Source organism: Streptomyces sp. bgisy100 (genome assembly GCF_057709105.1).
Genome location: NZ_JBYITE010000012.1, coordinates 19,569 through 36,304, shown reverse-complemented (window position 1 = coordinate 36,304; position 16,736 = coordinate 19,569). Strand labels below are relative to the sequence as shown.

The following is a 16,736-nucleotide window of genomic DNA, read 5'->3' as shown; positions in this document are numbered from 1 at the left end:
GGGGACGGCCGCGGTGCGCCCGGGCGCCGGGACCTGCCGGGTGGACCGGGCAGGCCCCCGCGGGACCGGGCGGGCGGGCCTGCTTCACCAACAGGACCCGGCGAGCACGCCTACTTCACGAAGACGCCGGTCGGATCGGCGGTCCCGTACACGGAGTGGTACTTCACCCCGCCCAGGCCCGAACCCCACAGCGACCACTGCCGGTTGTAGAAGATCGGCACCGCCGGGACCTCGTCCTTCAGGATCCGCTCGGCGAGCTTCACCCACTGCCCGGACGCCGCCTCCACATCGGTCATCCCGTTGATCCGGTCGATCTCGGCGTCCACCGTCGCGCTCTTGAGGTGCCAGTAGTTCTGCGACCCGTCGGCCACCCCGTCCCCGTGGAACAGCGGCGGGATCACGGTCGAGCCGACCGGCCAGTCCGCGCCCCACGACGCCCGGTAGATGTCGAACCTGTTGTCGACCTTGGAGATCTCGGTGGAGTAGTTGTTGGAGTCGATCTCCTTCTTCTCCACCCGGAACCCGGCCTTCTCCAGCGCCTGCGCGACCACCACCGCGACCTTCTGGTACTCGGTGGTGTTGGGGTAGGCGTAGACGATCTCCTGCCCCTCCTTGCCCGCCTCCTTCAGCAGGGCCTTGGCCTTGACGGGGTCACCGGCCGGACGGGTCTTCTTGCCGTACGGGTCGACGTCCTTCCAGCCCGCCAGCGACGGGGAGAGCAGGTTCCCCGCGACCTGCCCGGCCCGCGGCCCGCCGAACTGGCCGAGGATCTGCCCGTTGGGCAGCGCGTAGGCCAGGGCCTGCCGGACCCTCTTGTCCTTCTGCCGCGTCATGTTGATCGCCATGTAGTCGACGTACGGCTGCACCTCGTTGAAGGAGCGGGCGGCGGTGCCCCGGTCCTTGAGGACCGCGGGGCCGTTCTCGATCGTCACGGCGTTGGTGAAGGACATCGCGGTCCGGTCGCTGCCCCGGTCGGCCAGCAGCCGGCGGCCGGAGTCGGGCTCCTGGATGCCGAAGCGGATGTCGAACCGGTCCGGGTACTGGTGCCGCACCGCGTCGGTCCGCGGATCCCAGTGCTCGTTGCGCACCAGCGTCAGCGACTTGCCCGCCTTGAGGGTGCCGACCTTGTACGGCCCGGAGGAGACCGGGTGGCTGGTGTACTTCTCCCCGGTGTCCCTGCCGCCCCGGTGCGGCACGGCGCCGACGTTCGGCATGGCGACCGCGTACGGCGTGTCCGCGTGCGGCTGCTGGAAGTGGAAGACGACGGTCTTCTCGTCCGGGGTGTCCAGCACGCTGCCGGGCAGGTGCTTCCCCTTGTACGGGCCGTCCGGCAGCGCCTTCCGGAAGGACTGGCCACCGCCCGACAGCCACTGCGGGATGTAGAGCGGCCCGTCCGTGGCCCACTTCGCGTAGAGCCGTTCGACGCTCTGCCGCACATCGGCGGAGGTGATCGGCGTGCCGTCCTCGAACTTCAGCCCGTCCTTGAGCCGGTACGTCCAGGTGCGGCCGCCGTCGGAGGGCTTGCCGGTGTCCGTGGCGAGGTCGCCGACCAGCGTGACCGTGCCGTTCGCGGCCACCTTGTACGTGGTCAGCGACCGGTTGAAGAGCATCTGCACGGTGAGCTGGTCGCCGTAGTAGATCTGCGCCGGGTCCAGGTAGGTGAAGGCGTCACGCTGCAGGACGTGGACGGTGCCGCCCTTCTTCGCGCCCGGCACCCCGGCGGCCGGACCGGTGGAGTCGGCCCGGGTGCCGACCGAGTAGTTCTCGGCCCGGTTCTTGTCCTTGCCCTGCGGCGCGCCCCGGTCCTCGTCCTTCCGGCCGTCTCCGCCGCTGCATCCGGAGAGGACGAGCACCCCGGCCGCCAGAGCCGCGGTGGCCCACCGCGCCCTGCTCGTCACTGGCATTCTCATGAAGTCCTGCACCTGCCTGTCCGTGGTCGCCTGGTGCTGCCTGGCTGGGAAGTGCCGGGGCGGATTCCGCCCCGTGGTGCGTCCGTCGGTGCGTCAGTGCCGTTCAGGCCCCGCCGCCGGGGTCAGCGCTTCGTCCTGGGGTCGAACGCGTCCCTGACCGAGTCCCCGAGCAGGTTGAAGGCGACGACGAAGATCACCATCGCGATGCCGGGAAAGAACATGTAGGTGATGTCGTTCTGGTAGTGCCGGGCCCCCGCGGCGAACATCCGGCCCCAGTCGGGGGTGGGCTCGACGACGCCCACGCCGAGGAAGGACAGCCCGGCCTCGACGGTGACGAAGGCGGGCAGCATCAGCGTCGTCTGGACCAGGATCGGGGTCCACAGGTTCGGCAGCAGTTCCTTGCGGATGATCCGCCACGGCGAGGCCCCGGTGACCTTGGCCGCCTCCACGAACTCCCGCTCCCGCAGGCTCAGCACCTGGCCGCGGAGCAGCCGCGCCAGTCCCATCCAGCCCAGGGCCCACTGCACGATGATCAGGGTCATGACACGCAGATAGGTGGGCGTCTCCTTCTCCGGGCTGACGAACAGGGCGTACACCACGGGGGTGAAGGCCACGAACGACAGCTGGGCGGGGAAGGCCAGCAGCAGGTCGATGAACCGGCCGAGGAAGTAGTCGGTCCTGCCCCCCAGATATCCGGCGGTGACGCCGATGACGATGCCGGTCAGCGTGCACAGCACGGTCACCGCGGTGGCGATCAGCAGCGAGGTGCGGATGCCGTACAGCAGCTGGGTGAACACGTCCCGGCCGAGCTGGGGTTCCAGGCCGAACCAGAACTCCCCGTCGATGCCGCCGCCCGGCTTCACCGGGTAGAAGAACTCGTCGAGCAGGCCCGGCCGGTCGAGCCCGTACGTCGTGTAGGGGTCCTTGCCGTAGAGCCAGGAGACGACCGGGGCCAGCAGCGCGATGACGAAGAAGAACAGCACGACGAAGGCGGAGACGACGCCCGTCCGGTCCCGGGTGAACCGGCGCCACATCAGCTGCCCCGGGGAGCGGCCCGCCACCTCCGCGGCACCCGCCCCGGCCGGCTCCGGCGCCGCGGGGAGGGGCGCACCGACCTGTGTCGCACCGGCCCGGTCTGGACTCGTCATCGTGTAACGCCCCCGCACTGTAGGTCCGTTGCACTGGGTCGCGGCGTCGCCGAACGCCGTGAGATGAGCGGACTGTCGCAACGGGGGTCACTGCCAGTCAAGGGGCAGGCACAGGAAGTCGGGCCGGGCGGGCGCTTCTTGAGCGAAGGTTGAGCAGATCGACGTGGCTGCGTGCTTGACAGCGCCCGCGCCGCCCGCCGCCCCGCAGATCGGCGAAGAACCGGGCAACGCCGTTAACAAACAAGCAACTTGGCGGAATCGGCGCCGATATGTGAGCGCGTCATCCTGGAGGGCGTACGGCCGTGCGGGTGCCGTGGACCGGCCGGGGGCGGCACGCCGCCCCCGGCCGGTCGTGCTCCGGGCCTTTGCACTCGGGCCGGCCCTCCCGCCCGGCGCTCCCGGGCCGGCCGCGGCACCGTCCGGGCGCCCCGCTCAGGCCAGGCCGAGCGAGCGCTTGAGGAAGTCCACCTGGAGCAGCAGCAGATTCTCCGCCACCTGCTCCTGCGGCGTCATGTGGGTCACCCCGGAGAGCGGCAGCACCTCGTGCGGGCGGCCCGCGGCCAGCAGCGCCGAGGAGAGCCGCAGGGTGTGCGCCGCCACCACGTTGTCGTCGGCCAGGCCGTGAATGACCATCAGCGGCCGGGCCGGGTCCGCGGCACCCGACAGCCCCTCGTCGGTGACGAGCGAGTTGGCCGCGTAGACCGCCGCCTGTTCCTCCGGCAGACCGAGGTACCGCTCGGTGTAGTGGGTGTCGTACAGCCGCCAGTCGGTGACCGGGGCGCCCGCCACCCCCGCGTGGAACACGTCCGGGCGGCGCAGCACCGCGAGCGCCGCGAGATAACCGCCGTAGGACCAGCCGCGGATGGCGACCCGGGTGAGGTCCAGGGGGTGGTTTCCGGCCAGCGCCTGCAGGGCCTCGACCTGGTCGTCCAGGGTCGCGCCCGCGAAGTCGTGCGCCACCGCCTTCTCCCACCCGGGGGAGCGGCCGGGGGTGCCGCGGCCGTCGGCGACGATCACGGCGAAGCCCTGGTCGGCGAACCACTGGGAGGTCAGATACGCGTTGTGGGCGGCGACCACGCGCTGGCCGTGCGGTCCGCCGTAGGGGTCCATGAGGACCGGCAGCGGGCCGTCCCCCTCCCGGTGGCCGGAAGGCAGCAGTACGGCGCACGGGATCCTGCGCGCGCCCGCCTCGCACAGTTGGGCCCGCGCGGTCAGGACGGGCCGGTCCGCGACGGAGGCGACGACTCCGGCGGGCTTGCCGTCCCGGTGGATCCGCACCGTCGCCCCCGGATCGGTCGGCGAGGTGGAGGAAAGCACCACGACCCCGCCGGAGCGGACCGCGGAGTGCACCCCGCGGCCCTCGGAGAGCCGTTCCATCCCGCGGCCGTTCACCCGGTGGACGTGGATCTCCCCGATCGCCGGCTCCGGCGCCTCGGGCCCGGCCGACGCGGAGATCAGCACATCGTCGTCGGTGACGTCCAGCACGGCCCGGACGTGCAGTTCGGGGCCGGTCAGCGGGCGGTCGCCCACCATCAGCACCCGCTTCCCGGCCTCGTCCGCGATCCGCACCAGCCGGCCGTCCGGCGTCCAGGCGGGCACCCCGGGGAACAGTTCCAGCCAGACCGGGTCCTCGTCCGCGTGCACCATCCGGGTGGCACCGCTCGCGGTGTCCACCGCCAGGCAGAGCTGGCTGCGCTGGTCCCGGGCCTGGACGAGCAGCAGCGGCGGCCCCGCCGCGGACCAGTGCACCCGCGCCAGGTACGGATACCGCTCGCGGTCCCACGCGACCTCGGTGCGGGCCCCGTCCAGACCGGTGAGGAAGAGCCGGACCTCGGCGTTGGCCGTCCCGGCGGCCGGGTAGCCGACCTCGGCTGGCTCCCGGTCCGGATGCGCCGGGTCGGCGATCCACCAGCGCCGCACCGGGGAGGTGTCGACGCGGGCGACGAGCAGCCGGTCGCTCTCCGGCGACCACCAGAAGCCGCGGGAGCGCTGCATCTCCTCGGCGGCGATGAACTCGGCGAGCCCGTGGCTGACGCCCTCCGGGTCCCCGGGCTCCGGCGCCGCGACGGCCCGGTCCCCGTCGCCGTCGGCGCCGACGACGCGCAAGGCGCCGCCCATGGCGTACGCGATGTGCCGCCCGTCGGGGGACGGGCGCGGGTCCACGACACCGCTGGGGACGTGGAGTTCCCGCGCCGTGCCGGCCCGCAGTTCGGCGGCGAACAGGCGGCCGGAGAGCGCGAACGCGGCCAGTTCGACGGCGTCGTCCACCGCGTAGCCGACGATGCCCGCCGAGCCCTCACGGCTCCGCTCGCGCCGGGCCCGCTCCTCGGCGGACAGCTCCTCCGCCGCGCCGCCGAGCAGCGCGGCCGGGTCGGCGGCGATGCGCTCCCGGCCGGTGTCCAGGTCGTGCACCCAGAGCAGATGTGCGCGGTCGGTGCCGCTGCGGGTGCGCAGGAAGGCCAGCCGCGCGCCGTCCGGCGACACGGTGAAGGCGCGCGGCGCGCCGAGGGTGAACCGCTGGGTTCGGGCGTGCTGGCGCGGGAAGGTGAGCTGTCCGGTCATGCGGCGACCCTAATCGGGATGGCGGGGGTCCGGAGGGCGCCCGAGAGACCGGACGGGCCGGTTCCGCCCTTCCCGGCCGGAACCGGACCGGACGGATGCGCCGTACCGGCCCTGTACGGCGCGGCGCGGCCGGAAATCCCCGTAGTGGTACGGCCGTTGCCGGACGATGGGCGGCGCCCCCTGCGCCCCTCGTGCTCCTGTGCACCGATCCATGACCTCGCACAGAAAGTTATGATCAGTTGCGCATCGTGGGTATGAAGAGCGTGGCATCGGTATGTTGTCCGTCCGTTGGCCCGACCGCATTTTGGAGGTGAACCGCCGTGGCACTCTCGATTTCGGCGGTGGTGCTGCTGGCGATCATCGTCTTCCTGCTGGTCCGGAAATCCGGACTGAAGGCCGGACACGCGGTGGTCTGCATGCTGTTGGGGTTCTATCTGGCGAGCTCGTCGATCGCCCCGACGATCAGTGAGCTGACCACGAACGTGGCCGGCATGATCGGGGACATCAAGTTCTGACCCGGCCGGGCTTCCGGCGCCCCTCCCGGGGCGCCCGCTCCCGTCGGCTCCCGCGGTACGGCCTCCCGCTTCCCCGCGCGGGCGGGCTCCGGCTGCCGGGGCACCGGCCCACGGCTCGTACGCTGTAGCCATGACCGACCAGCCCACCCGTGCCGCGTCGCCCGCCCCGCCGGGGAGCGCCGAGCGCACGGCCCCGTCCCGCCGTCTGCTGCTGGTGCACGCGCACCCGGACGACGAGACGATCAACAACGGCGCGACCATGGCCAAGTACGCGGCCGAGGGTGCCCGGGTCACCCTGGTGACCTGCACGCTCGGCGAGGAGGGCGAGGTCATCCCGCCGGAGCTGGCCCGTCTCGCCGCGGACCGCGAGGACACCCTCGGCGCGTACCGCGCGGGTGAACTGGCCGCCGCCATGAAGGAACTCGGCGTCGAGGACCACCGCTTCCTCGGCGGCGCGGGGCGCTACCGCGACTCCGGGATGATGGGGGTCGCCTCCAACGACCGCCCCGGATCCTTCTGGAGCGCCGACGTCGACACGGCGGCCGGAGAGCTCGTCGCCGTGGTGCGGGAGGTCAGGCCCCAGGTCCTGGTCACCTATGACGACAACGGCGGATACGGCCATCCCGACCACATCCGGGCACACCACGTCGCGATGCGCGCCGCCGATCTCGCCGCGGATCCCGCCTACCGGTCGGAGCTCGGTGCCGCGCACACCGTGGCGAAGATCTACTGGAACTGTCTGCCGCGGTCGGTCGTCGAGGCCGGCTTCGCACGGCTGCGGGAGTCCGGGGCGGCCTTCCCCGGGATCGCCGAGCCGGCGGACCTGCCGGGCGTGGTCGACGACGTGGAGGTGACGGCCCGGATCGACGGCCGGGCCCACGCGGCGGCCAAGTCGGCCGCCCTGCGGGCCCATGCCACCCAGATCGCCGTCGACGGCCCCTTCTTCGCGCTCTCCAACGACCTCGGGCAGCCGCTGTTCGCGGAGGAGTTCTACCGGCTGGTACGCGGCACCCCGGGCGGGGAGCTCCCGGAGAGCGACCTGTTCGCGGGTGTGGCCGGCGCCGAGGGCCGGGAGGAGGCATGATGACGGTCGGGCGGCTCGCGGCCTTTGCCGGACTTCTGCTGCTGGGGGCGCTGACCGGGGTCACCGGCACGCTCGTCCAAGCGGCCTGGTTCCCGGGCGGGTTGCTGCTCGCCCTGCTGGCGGTCGCCGGCCTCTGCTACGGCGGGCTCCGGGCGACCGGGGCCCGTGCCGGGGCGGTGGTGTCCGCCGCCGGCTGGCTGCTGGCGGTCATCCTGCTGACGCCCGCCCGGCCGGAGGGGGACTTCCTCTTCGGCGCGGGCGTGGGATCCTACATCTTCCTGCTGGGCGGAACGATGGTCGCTGTGATGTGTGCCACCCTGCCGCATCCGCCCCCACCGGGCGTACGGCCCGCCCGACTTGACAAGTGACGTGACAGAACGCGCCATCCTGCGAGGCCGTGGCCGGGGCGGGTGATCCGGTGGTCCGGGGAGGGCTACCGGAACCGCCCCAGTATGGTGGTGCGCGCCGCCGAGCCGCCCGCGCGAGGTATGACGGGCGGCGGAGCTAACCGGGAGAACCGCCTTGAGTCGTGAATCTGACAGTTCGTCCTCCGGGTCCACCGGCCGCGGGGGAGCCGCCTACCCCTCGGGAACCCCGCCGTACGGGGCGCGTACCTATCCGTCGCTGCACCCGACGCAGGACGACGGCGCGCACGACGGCTCCGAGACGGCCGAGTCCACCCCGCTCCCCAAGTCCGAGGAGCAGCCGAGGACCGAGACAACGCTGACCACCCGGATCAAGATCAACATCCCGGGCTCCCGGCCGATCCCGCCGGTCGTCATGCGAAAGCCGGTCGAGGAGGGCGACACCGAGGCCGCGGCCGCCGCGGGCGCCGCCGAGGCGCCCGCCGAGCCGGTCACCAAGCCGGCCGATGCCGCCCCTGCCCCCAAGGACGAGCCCCGCGCCTCCTCCGAGAGCACGGAGGAGACCCGGACGAGCGACTGGTTCGCGCCGCGCAAGCCGCAGCCGACGCCGCCGTCCGCGACACCGCCGCCGTCCGCGCCCGCGACGCCGCCGACGGGCTCCGACGCGCCGTCCGGCCCCGCGAAGGGCGGGCAGCAGCGCTCCGACCTGCCGTACTTCACCGAGGGCGGCACGGGCGGGAACCGCCCCACCCCCGCCGCCGGCTCCCCCTTCGGCAGCGGCCCGGGAGCCGGCCCCGCCCAGGGGCCCGGCTCCGGCCCGGGGTCGACCCCGCCGCTGGGCACGCCCCGCCCCGGCTCCGGTCCCGCGGGCCCGACCGCGTCCGGCGACGGCGACATGGCGGTGCCGCCCGCCGGTCCGCGGTCCGGCGCCCCCGCCCGCGGGGACGTCCCCCCGCAGCGCAACCAGCCTCCCGGCCCCGGCGGCGACCGCCGCCCGCCCGCCCCGGGCATAGGGGCGGTCGGCGCGGGTGCGCCGGCTCCCGCCGGGCCGACGGGGCCCGGACGGTCCGGCCCGCCCGTTCCCGGCCACCCCGGCGCCGGTGACCTCGGTATCCCCGTGGACTCCGGCCCCCGCGCCCCCGGCGGCGCGGAGGGCCCCGGCGCGCCCAAGGGCCCCGACCACGTCTCCGGCGACACCCTGGTCAGCGGCTTCCCCGCGGTCCCGCCGGCCGAGGGCTCCCCGTTCCCGGGCTCGCCCTTCCCCGGCTCGGCGTTCCCGGGCACCCCCTTCCCCGGCTCGCCGGACGCGGACGACGACGCCGGCTCCGCTCCGGCGCCCGCCGCGGCCCCCGCCCGGCTGGCCAAGAAGGGCCGCTCCAAGCTCGTCCTGGCGGGCGCCGGCGTGGTCGGCCTGGTCTGCGTCGCGTATGGCGCGGGTCTGCTGCTCGACCACGCGGACGTGCCGAACGGCACCAGCGTCCTCGGCGTGGACATCGGCGGCATGTCCAAGGAAGCGGCGGTGCAGAAGCTCGACGGCGAGCTGGAGGGCCGTACCAAGGCGCCGCTGGTCGTCACCGTCGACGGCAAGGAGCGCCCGCTCAAGCCCGCCACGGCCGGGCTCACCCTCGACACCGAGGCGACCGTCGGCAGCGCCGCCGGACGGGACTACAACCCCGTCTCGGTGATCGGTTCGCTCTTCGGCGGGGCCCGGGAGGCCGAGCCGAAGATCGTGGTCGACGAGGAGAAGCTCACGGCAGCCCTGCGGCAGGTCTCCGGCGAGACCGCGGGCCTCCAGGACGGCGGCATCAAGTTCTCCGGGGGCAAGGCCGTCGCCGTGCCGGGCCGGACGCACCGGGCGCTGGACGTCGACAAGTCCGTGCGGGCCGTCGAGGACGCCTTCCGGCAGCGGGCCGCGACGGGCCGCAGCGGCGCCGTCGAACTCCCGGTCGGCATGCGGAAGCCGAGCATCGACCGGGCCGAGATCGCCCGCGCGAAGAAGGACTTCGCCGATCCCGCGATGTCCGGCCTGGTCACCGTCCAGACCGACGCCGCGCACAAGATCGCCTTCAGCCCGGAGAACTCCCTGCCGAAGTTCGTGAAGATGCAGCCGATCAACGGCCGGCTCGTCGACACCTACGACCTCAAGGCGCTCCAGAAGCTGTACGGGGGCACCTTCGAGGGCGTGCTCGTCCAGCGCGGCAACGGCCAGAAGACCCCCGTCACCCCGCAGGACGTGATCGGGGCGCTGCGGCAGGCGCTGCGCGAGACCAGCCCCGCGAAGCGCGTTGCCGTAATCGAGACGAACGCGCGGTAGCCGCAGGTCCGCCTCGGGCGGACCCGGCCGCGGCCCGGGCCCCCGCGCGTCCCACGGGCGGCCGGGCAGCCGGCCGGGCCGCCCCGGTCGGCGCCGCGGCCGCCCCGGTCGGCGCCGCGGCCGCCCCGGTCGGCGCCGCGGCCGCCCGGGTGGCCGGCGCCGCGCCCCGGTCCGAAAAGCCCGGCGGATCAGCCGACGAAGCCCCCTGTCCGGTCTCCGGACAGGGGGCTTCATCGCGTCCGTACGCGGCGCGGGGCGGTCAGTTCAGCTTGGCCCGGGCCGCCAGCGCCTCGTGCCGGGCCGACTCCGCCGCGTCCGGATCGACCGGCGCGACGATCTCCGCCCAGTCCTCCAGCTCCGCCGCGCCCACCCGGAAGTCGCCGCGCTCCACCAGCAGCCGGGCGCGCTCGTAGCGCAGCCGCGCCGGGTGGCTGGGCAGCAGCAGCGACAGCTCCACCGCCCACAGCTGCACGGCCGACTGCTCCGGCCGCGCCGCCGCCCAGGCGCGGATGTTGTTGAGGATCCGCAGCACGATCTCCAGCGGCTCGGCGGGGGTGAGCATCGAGGGCGCCAGGGGCTCACCGGTCACGCCGGTCACCAGCAGCTCCGCGTCCTCGCCGGTCAGCACCCGGCCCCCGGCGAACGGATCCACCAGAACCCGGGCGTCCCGCTCCCCGAAGCCGACCACGAAGTGGCCCGGCAGCCCGACGCCGTAGACCGGTGCGCCCGCCCGGCGGGCCACCTCGATCCACACCACCGACAGCAGGATCGGCAGACCGCGCCGCCGCCGCAGGACGTGCGTCAGCAGGGAGGAATCCAGCCGCCGGTAGTCCGCGGGGGTGCCGTGGAAGCCGTGGCGCTCGCCCAGCAGGTCGGCGACCGCCTGTGCCCAGCCCCGCGCGCCGCCGACCGGCCGGTAGGGCAGCAGCCCGGCCAGCCGGTCCAGCTCGATCTGTGCCGCGTCGATCCCCGCCTCGCCCAGCTCCGGCTCCGCCTCGGCGGCCACCAGCAGGCACAGCAGAGCGAGATCGGGCCGCTCGGAGCGGGCGGCCTCCGCGAACCGCCGCCGCCGGGCCGTGGTGTCGTGCCGGTCCGCCTCGTGCCCGCTCACCGGGGGCTGCCCTCGGGCGCCCGCCAGTGCTCGTAGGTGTGGTGCGTGCGGAAGCCCAGACCGTCGTAGAGCGCCCGGGCCTCGTCGTTCTCCGCCTCCACCTGGAGATACGCCGCGGACGCCCCGTCGTCCAGCGCCCGGCGGGCGAGCGCGGTCATCACCGCCGAGGCCAGCCCCTGCCGCCGCAGCTCCGGGTCCACCTCCACGGCGGCGAACCCGGCCCAGCGCCCGTCGACCGCGCACCGCCCGATCGCGGCCGGCGGCGCGCCCTCCGCCCCGGGAACGGTCGCGAAGTGGACGGACGGCCCGCCCTGCAGCACCGCCAGAGCCTCCGGCGTCGGCCGGGCGGACCGCTGGTAGCGGCCGAGCCAGGCGTCGTCGACGCTGCGGGAGAGCCGCACCGGGGTCGACGGCTCGGCGTCGGCGAGCCGGGCGAGCGGCGCCGTACGGATCAGCGCGGACACCTCCCGGACCCAGCCCCGGGCCGCCAGCTCCGCGGCCAGCTCCTCCTGCGCCCCCGGCACCCCGGTGCTCAGCTGCACGTACGCGGTCCCGCCGCGGGCGGCGTACCAGTCGGTGACCCGGCGCAGCGCCGCGTCCAGCGGCATCCCGGGGTCGCCGAGCGCCAGCACCGAGTTGGCCCGCCGGGTGAACCCCGCGGCCCGGCGCAGCTCCCACTCCCCGAGCCGCTCGCTCTCCACCGGCGGCCAGGCGCGGGCGGCGGTCCGGGTGAGCTCCTGCCAGGTCGCGGCCGGGCCCCGGTGGCGGGCCGGTCCGGCCTCGCCCGCCCGTACGGCTCCGCGCCGCGCGGCGGGTGCGGCGGGCACGACCTTCCCCGCGACGAGGCCGGACTCCGCGATCCGCACCGTCTCCCCGGTGCGGCGTGTGACGCAGAGCACACCATCTTCCCAGGAATCGAGCACGCCGACGGTGTCCGTAAACCTCCCGCCGCCGATCCCGGAACCGGTTCCGGGATCCGCAAGGCGTCGTACGGATACGCGTTTGCCCACGTCAGCGGCGGTGATGGAGACTGCCGGTCGTCCGCCAGTGGTGAATTCCACAGCTAGGTCCGCCCCTCCTGTTCGTCTCGTGCCCGGGAACGGAGATACTAGGTGGCGGGCATCGACGACGCCGCGCTCCCGCGCGCCACGCGGCGGAGCCGCATCCGGTACGCCGCCCCTATCGAGGAGGAACGACAGCGTGACCTACGTCATCGCGCAGCCTTGTGTCGACGTCAAGGACAAGGCGTGTATCGAGGAGTGCCCGGTCGACTGCATTTACGAGGGCTCCCGGTCCTTGTACATCCACCCGGACGAGTGCGTCGACTGTGGTGCCTGTGAGCCGGTCTGCCCGGTCGAGGCGATCTTCTACGAGGACGACACTCCGGAGGAGTGGAAGGACTACTACAAGGCGAACGTCGAGTTCTTCGACGAGCTCGGCTCGCCCGGCGGGGCGTCGAAGCTCGGCCTGATCGAGCGCGACCACCCCTTCATCGCAGGGCTGCCGCCGCAGAACCAGTAGGTCCGACGGCGGTCACTCCCGTCGCCCCGGTCCCGTACGGAAGATCTTTCCGTGCGGGACCGAGGCACGTGGTGACACAGCACGCGTGGCCGAAGGCCCCACGCGCGACGAGGAAAGAGAGCACCGTGTCCGCAGTCTCCGCCCGGCTCCCCGTCTTCCCCTGGGACCGGCTCGAGCCGTTCAAGGCGACCGCCGCCGCTCACCCGGACGGCATCGTGGACCTCTCCGTGGGCACGCCGGTCGACCCGGTGCCGGAGCTGATCCGCGGCGCGCTGCGGGATGCCGCGGACAGCCCGGGCTATCCGACGGTGTGGGGCACCCCGGCGCTGCGGGACGCGCTCACCGGCTGGTGCGCGCGGCGGCTCGGCGCGACGGGCCTGGAGCACACCAACGTGCTGCCGGTCGTCGGCTCGAAGGAGCTCGTCGCCTGGCTCCCGACGCAGCTCGGCCTCGGCGACGGCGACCGCGTCGCCTTCCCGCGCCTGGCCTACCCCACCTACGAGGTCGGCGCCCGGCTCGCCGGAGCCGAGCCGGTCGTCTACGACCGTCCGGACGATCTCGACCCGCGCGGCCTGCGGCTGCTCTGGCTGAACTCGCCGTCGAACCCCACCGGCCGGGTGCTGGACCGGGACGAACTCCGCGCCACTGTGGCCTGGGCCCGGGAGCACGGCGTGCTGATCTTCAGCGACGAGTGCTACCTGGAGCTGGGCTGGGAGGCCGACCCGGTCTCGGTGCTGCACCCGGACATCTGCGGCGGCTCGTACGAGGGCATCGTCGCGGTGCACTCGCTCTCCAAGCGCTCCAATCTGGCGGGCTACCGCGCGGCGTTCCTCGCCGGGGACCCGGCGGTGCTCGGCGAGCTGCTCACCGTCCGCAAGCACGGCGGCATGATCGTCCCGGCGCCGGTGCAGGCCGCCACGGTCGCGGCACTCGGCGACGACGCGCATGTGGCGGAGCAGCGGGACCGGTACGCGGCGCGGCGGTCGGCGCTGCGCGGCGCGCTGGAGGCGAGCGGCTTCCGGATCGAGCACAGCGAGGCCAGCCTCTACCTGTGGGCGACGCGGGACGAGCCCTGCTGGGACACCGTGGGGGATCTCTCCCGGCGCGGCATCCTCGTCGCGCCGGGCGACTTCTACGGCCCGGCGGGGGAGCGGTTCGTGCGGGTCGCCTTCACGGCGACCGACGAGCGGGTCGCGGAGGCCGTGCGCCGGCTCGGCTGACCTGCGGGCGGTGCCGCCCTCGGCGGCCCGCGGACACGACGCCGAGGGGCCCGGGGAGTGATCTCCCCGGGCCCCTCGCTGCTTCAGCGGCCGGACGTCAGCCGACCGACTTGTACGACGGCAGCTTGTGGCCGTTCGGCAGCGCGTGCGCGCTCCCGGTGCCCTTCGCCGCGGACCGGGCGGTGTCACCGATCAGGCGGCCGGTGGTGCTCGCGGTCTCGCCGGCGGCCTTCCGCGCGGCCGGGTTGGCGGCCTTGCCGACCTTGCTCACGGTGCCGGCGGCCTTCGGCACGGCCTGCTTCACGGTCTTGCTGCCGGTGTCACCGGCCTGCTTGCCGACGGCCTTGGACGTCTTGCCGACGGTCTTCTCGAGGTTGGCGGTCTTTCCGAGGTTGGCGCCGTCGAGCGAGCCCACCCCGCCGAGGTTGGACGTGCTCGGCAGGTCCGCAGCGCTCGCCGTACCGGCCGCGCCGACGAGGGGAGCGGCGCCCGCTGCGACCAGCAGCGCGGCTCGGGCGATCCGACGCGTGAGGGGGAGGGACATTGTGCTCCTTCGACGGGAAGTGCTTCAGCTTCTGACGATGTGCCTGTCCGCCGGGCGGACGCAGTGACTACCGCGTGAAGCCCGCGAAGGTTGCGGCGAACACGGGTAAAGAATTGGCAATGCGTCGCATTATCCGCCCCGTCGGAATATGGGCGAAAAGGGGCTTCCGGCGGCGCCTGCCGAACCGTCACTTCGCTTGATGCGCAGGGAATTCGAAGGAGTCGGAACCGGTGTCGCCGAGGTGTCGGCGCCGAGCCGGAAAGGGCGGCGGTCTACCGCTATGGAGTGCCCGCTCGTACTAACGCGCGACGGTGATGAGTACCGTGTCGGAGCGCCCGGAGGAGCCCGGCACGGACCGTCCGTCGCTCTTCCGCCACCCCTGCCCGGAATTCCCGGAGCTCCACACCCGGCCCGCGTAGGAGACCTGCGCGATGCGCAGCTCGGTGGAGTGGGCCACCGCCCAGTGCGCCACCTCCCAGCCCCGCCGGCCGGTACCGTCCCCCACCGCCGCCGTGACCGGGACCGCGACCACCGAGCGGGCACCGCCCGCGGCCCGCTGCTTCCGGCCCGCCTCCTGGCCGGGCAGGACCTCCGGGCCGAACTCGCGGACCAGCTGCGCCCGGACCCCGGCCGGATCCCCCGGCCGGCCGTCGGCGGGGGGCGTCCTGCAGCTGAACGCGCCCGGCATACGGCCGGTCAGCGCGGCGGCCAGCAGCGACGCGTTCGGCTCGTGTTTCGCGTACGCCTGCGGGAAACCGCTGCGCTGCACCTTCTGCGCCGCCACGGTCAGCGGAAGGCGTGAATAGCCGGGGACTTTCACCAGATGTTCATAGAACCTTCCGGCCGAGTAGACCGGATCCCGGATCTGCCGCCCATTGCCCCAGCCCTGGGACGGCCGTTGCTGGAACAGCCCGACGGAATCCCGGTCGCCGTAGTCGATGTTCCGCAGGCCCGATTCCTGCATCGCGGTGGCGAGCGCGATGGTGATGGCGCGCTCCGGCAGCCCGCGGGCCGATCCCACGGCCTCGATGGTGGCGGCGTTCACCGCCTGTTCGGGCTCCAGCTCGTACCCGTCGTCGCCGTCCCGCCCGGGGACCCGCACGGTGCACTGCGGTGCCCCCGGCCCGGTCGCCGAGAAGTGCACGGCCAGGTAGCCGGCCAGCGCCAGCAGCACGGCGCAGGCCGCTCCGATCCGCAGAAGGCGGCCACGGCGGGCGGGGGAGGTCGGCTGGGACACGGGGCCCACGGTACCGGCCGGAAAGGTGGGGCGCTGTGACGGACCGGACGGGCCCGGGCGCCCCGGGCCGGACGGCGGACAGGCCGCCTGCCGCTCCGGAGCCATGGCCTAGGGTCGGCTGCATGGATCACCCGAGACTCGATCTGTCCCTGGACGCGGCCGCCCTCACGGCCCGCCTCGTCGACTTCCGTTCCGAGAGCGGTGACGAGACGGCGCTGGCCGACGCCGTCGAGGAGGCGCTGCGCGCGCTGCCGCACCTCACCGTCGACCGGGACGGGGACGCGGTCGTGGCCCGGACGGACCTGGGCCGCTCCCAGCGGGTGGTCCTCGCCGGTCACATCGACACCGTGCCGATCGCCGACAACGTCCCCTCGCGGCTCGACGCGGACGGCGTGCTGTGGGGCTGCGGCACCTCGGACATGAAGTCCGGCGTCGCCGTCCAGCTGCGCATCGCCGCCACCGTGCCCGAGCCCGACTGCGACCTCACGTTCGTCTTCTACGACCACGAGGAGGTCGCCGCCGAGCTCAACGGGCTCAAGCGGCTCGCCGAGAAGCACCCCGAGTGGCTGGCGGGAGACTTCGCCGTGCTGCTGGAGCCCACCGACGCCAAGGTCGAGGGCGGCTGCCAGGGCACCCTCCGGGTGCGGGTCGCGACCACCGGGCGGCGCGCCCACTCCGCGCGCAGCTGGCTCGGTGAGAACGCCATCCACAAGGCCGCCCCCGTCCTCGCCCGCCTCGCCTCCTACGAGCCGCGGCAGGTCGACATCGACGGCCTCGTCTACCGCGAGGGCCTCAACGCCGTGCGGATCGAGGGCGGGCACGCGGGCAACGTCATCCCCGACGCCTGCGCGGTGACGGTGAACTTCCGCTTCGCCCCGGACCGCAGCGAGGCGGAGGCCCTGGCCCACGTCCGCGGGGTCTTCGAGGGCTTCGACGTGGAGCTCACCGACTCCGCCCCCGGGGCGCTGCCCGGGCTCTCCCACCCGGCCGCGACGGCGTTCGTCGAGGCCATCGGCACCGAGCCCGCCCCGAAGGACGCCTGGACCGATGTGGCCCGCTTCTCGGTGCTCGGGGTCCCCGCGGTGAACTACGGGCCGGGCGACCCCAAGCTCGCGCACACCCGTGAGGAGCACGTCGCGGTCGCCGCCGTCCTGGAGGCGGAGGAGAAGCTCAGGGCCTGGCTGTCGGCCTGAGTTCCCCGGTCC

Annotated in this window: 14 protein-coding genes; 7 read left to right on the top strand and 7 right to left on the bottom strand. The window is 74.0% G+C overall.

Features of this window, described 5'->3' with window-relative positions; translation table 11 throughout:
• Positions 1 to 110: 110 nt before the first annotated feature.
• The 3 genes from AC3EQ1_RS11060 to AC3EQ1_RS11050 all read right to left on the bottom strand — a co-directional run bounded on the left by AC3EQ1_RS11060 (position 111) and on the right by AC3EQ1_RS11050 (position 5,620).
• Entirely contained in the window at positions 111 to 1,910 is a 1,800-nt protein-coding gene (locus AC3EQ1_RS11060; RefSeq protein ID WP_432094148.1) for an ABC transporter substrate-binding protein, read from the bottom strand.
• 122 nt (positions 1,911 to 2,032) lie between these two features.
• The gene (locus tag AC3EQ1_RS11055) at positions 2,033 to 3,058 is read right to left on the bottom strand and encodes an ABC transporter permease (protein WP_432094147.1); all 1,026 of its coding nucleotides are present in this window, start codon (positions 3,056 to 3,058) and stop codon (positions 2,033 to 2,035) included.
• A 432-nt stretch (positions 3,059 to 3,490) separates the two neighbouring features.
• Positions 3,491 to 5,620, bottom strand: coding sequence for a S9 family peptidase (locus AC3EQ1_RS11050; protein ID WP_432094146.1), 2,130 nt, complete (start codon positions 5,618 to 5,620; stop codon positions 3,491 to 3,493).
• Positions 5,621 to 5,940: 320 nt separating this feature from the next.
• On the opposite strand from AC3EQ1_RS11050, the gene AC3EQ1_RS11045 reads away from it, so the two are divergent.
• The 4 genes from AC3EQ1_RS11045 to AC3EQ1_RS11030 all read left to right on the top strand — a co-directional run bounded on the left by AC3EQ1_RS11045 (position 5,941) and on the right by AC3EQ1_RS11030 (position 9,898).
• Positions 5,941 to 6,135, top strand: coding sequence for a hypothetical protein (locus AC3EQ1_RS11045; RefSeq protein ID WP_351504854.1), 195 nt, complete (start codon positions 5,941 to 5,943; stop codon positions 6,133 to 6,135).
• Between the two features lie 130 nt (positions 6,136 to 6,265).
• Positions 6,266 to 7,219 carry an N-acetyl-1-D-myo-inositol-2-amino-2-deoxy-alpha-D-glucopyranoside deacetylase gene (mshB, locus tag AC3EQ1_RS11040; protein WP_432094145.1) on the top strand — a complete coding sequence of 318 codons (954 nt, stop codon included), beginning with the start codon at positions 6,266 to 6,268 and terminating at the stop codon, positions 7,217 to 7,219.
• A complete protein-coding gene (locus tag AC3EQ1_RS11035) occupies positions 7,216 to 7,587 on the top strand; it encodes a DUF6113 family protein (protein ID WP_432094144.1) in 372 nt (123 codons plus the stop codon). The genes mshB and AC3EQ1_RS11035 overlap by 4 nt, the downstream gene beginning before the upstream one ends.
• Positions 7,588 to 7,741: 154 nt before the next feature.
• On the top strand, positions 7,742 to 9,898 hold the full coding sequence (locus AC3EQ1_RS11030) for a peptidoglycan binding domain-containing protein (RefSeq protein ID WP_432094143.1): 2,157 nt from the start codon (positions 7,742 to 7,744) through the stop codon (positions 9,896 to 9,898).
• Positions 9,899 to 10,157: 259 nt separating this feature from the next.
• Here AC3EQ1_RS11030 and AC3EQ1_RS11025 read toward each other — a convergent pair whose 3' ends face one another.
• Both AC3EQ1_RS11025 and AC3EQ1_RS11020 read right to left on the bottom strand, forming a co-directional pair.
• Positions 10,158 to 11,009 carry a transglutaminase family protein gene (locus tag AC3EQ1_RS11025; RefSeq protein WP_432094142.1) on the bottom strand — a complete coding sequence of 284 codons (852 nt, stop codon included), beginning with the start codon at positions 11,007 to 11,009 and terminating at the stop codon, positions 10,158 to 10,160.
• On the bottom strand, positions 11,006 to 12,070 hold the full coding sequence (locus tag AC3EQ1_RS11020) for a GNAT family N-acetyltransferase (protein ID WP_432094141.1): 1,065 nt from the start codon (positions 12,068 to 12,070) through the stop codon (positions 11,006 to 11,008). Before AC3EQ1_RS11020 ends, AC3EQ1_RS11025 begins: the two co-directional genes overlap by 4 nt.
• A gap of 139 nt (positions 12,071 to 12,209) precedes the next feature.
• Between AC3EQ1_RS11020 and fdxA the strand changes: the two genes are divergently transcribed.
• Positions 12,210 to 12,530: a ferredoxin gene (gene fdxA / locus AC3EQ1_RS11015; RefSeq protein WP_187811607.1), complete on the top strand. Its 321-nt coding sequence runs from the start codon at positions 12,210 to 12,212 to the stop codon at positions 12,528 to 12,530.
• Positions 12,531 to 12,655: 125 nt separating this feature from the next.
• The gene (gene dapC / locus AC3EQ1_RS11010) at positions 12,656 to 13,750 is read left to right on the top strand and encodes a succinyldiaminopimelate transaminase (protein WP_432094140.1); all 1,095 of its coding nucleotides are present in this window, start codon (positions 12,656 to 12,658) and stop codon (positions 13,748 to 13,750) included.
• Between the two features lie 97 nt (positions 13,751 to 13,847).
• Here dapC and AC3EQ1_RS11005 read toward each other — a convergent pair whose 3' ends face one another.
• On the bottom strand, positions 13,848 to 14,294 hold the full coding sequence (locus AC3EQ1_RS11005; protein ID WP_432094139.1) for an ATP-binding protein: 447 nt from the start codon (positions 14,292 to 14,294) through the stop codon (positions 13,848 to 13,850).
• Between the two features lie 298 nt (positions 14,295 to 14,592).
• Entirely contained in the window at positions 14,593 to 15,531 is a 939-nt protein-coding gene (locus AC3EQ1_RS11000) for a VldE C-terminal domain-containing protein (protein WP_432094138.1), read from the bottom strand.
• 122 nt (positions 15,532 to 15,653) lie between these two features.
• Between AC3EQ1_RS11000 and dapE the strand changes: the two genes are divergently transcribed.
• Positions 15,654 to 16,724: a succinyl-diaminopimelate desuccinylase gene (dapE, locus tag AC3EQ1_RS10995; RefSeq protein WP_432094137.1), complete on the top strand. Its 1,071-nt coding sequence runs from the start codon at positions 15,654 to 15,656 to the stop codon at positions 16,722 to 16,724.
• Positions 16,725 to 16,736 lie beyond the last annotated feature (12 nt).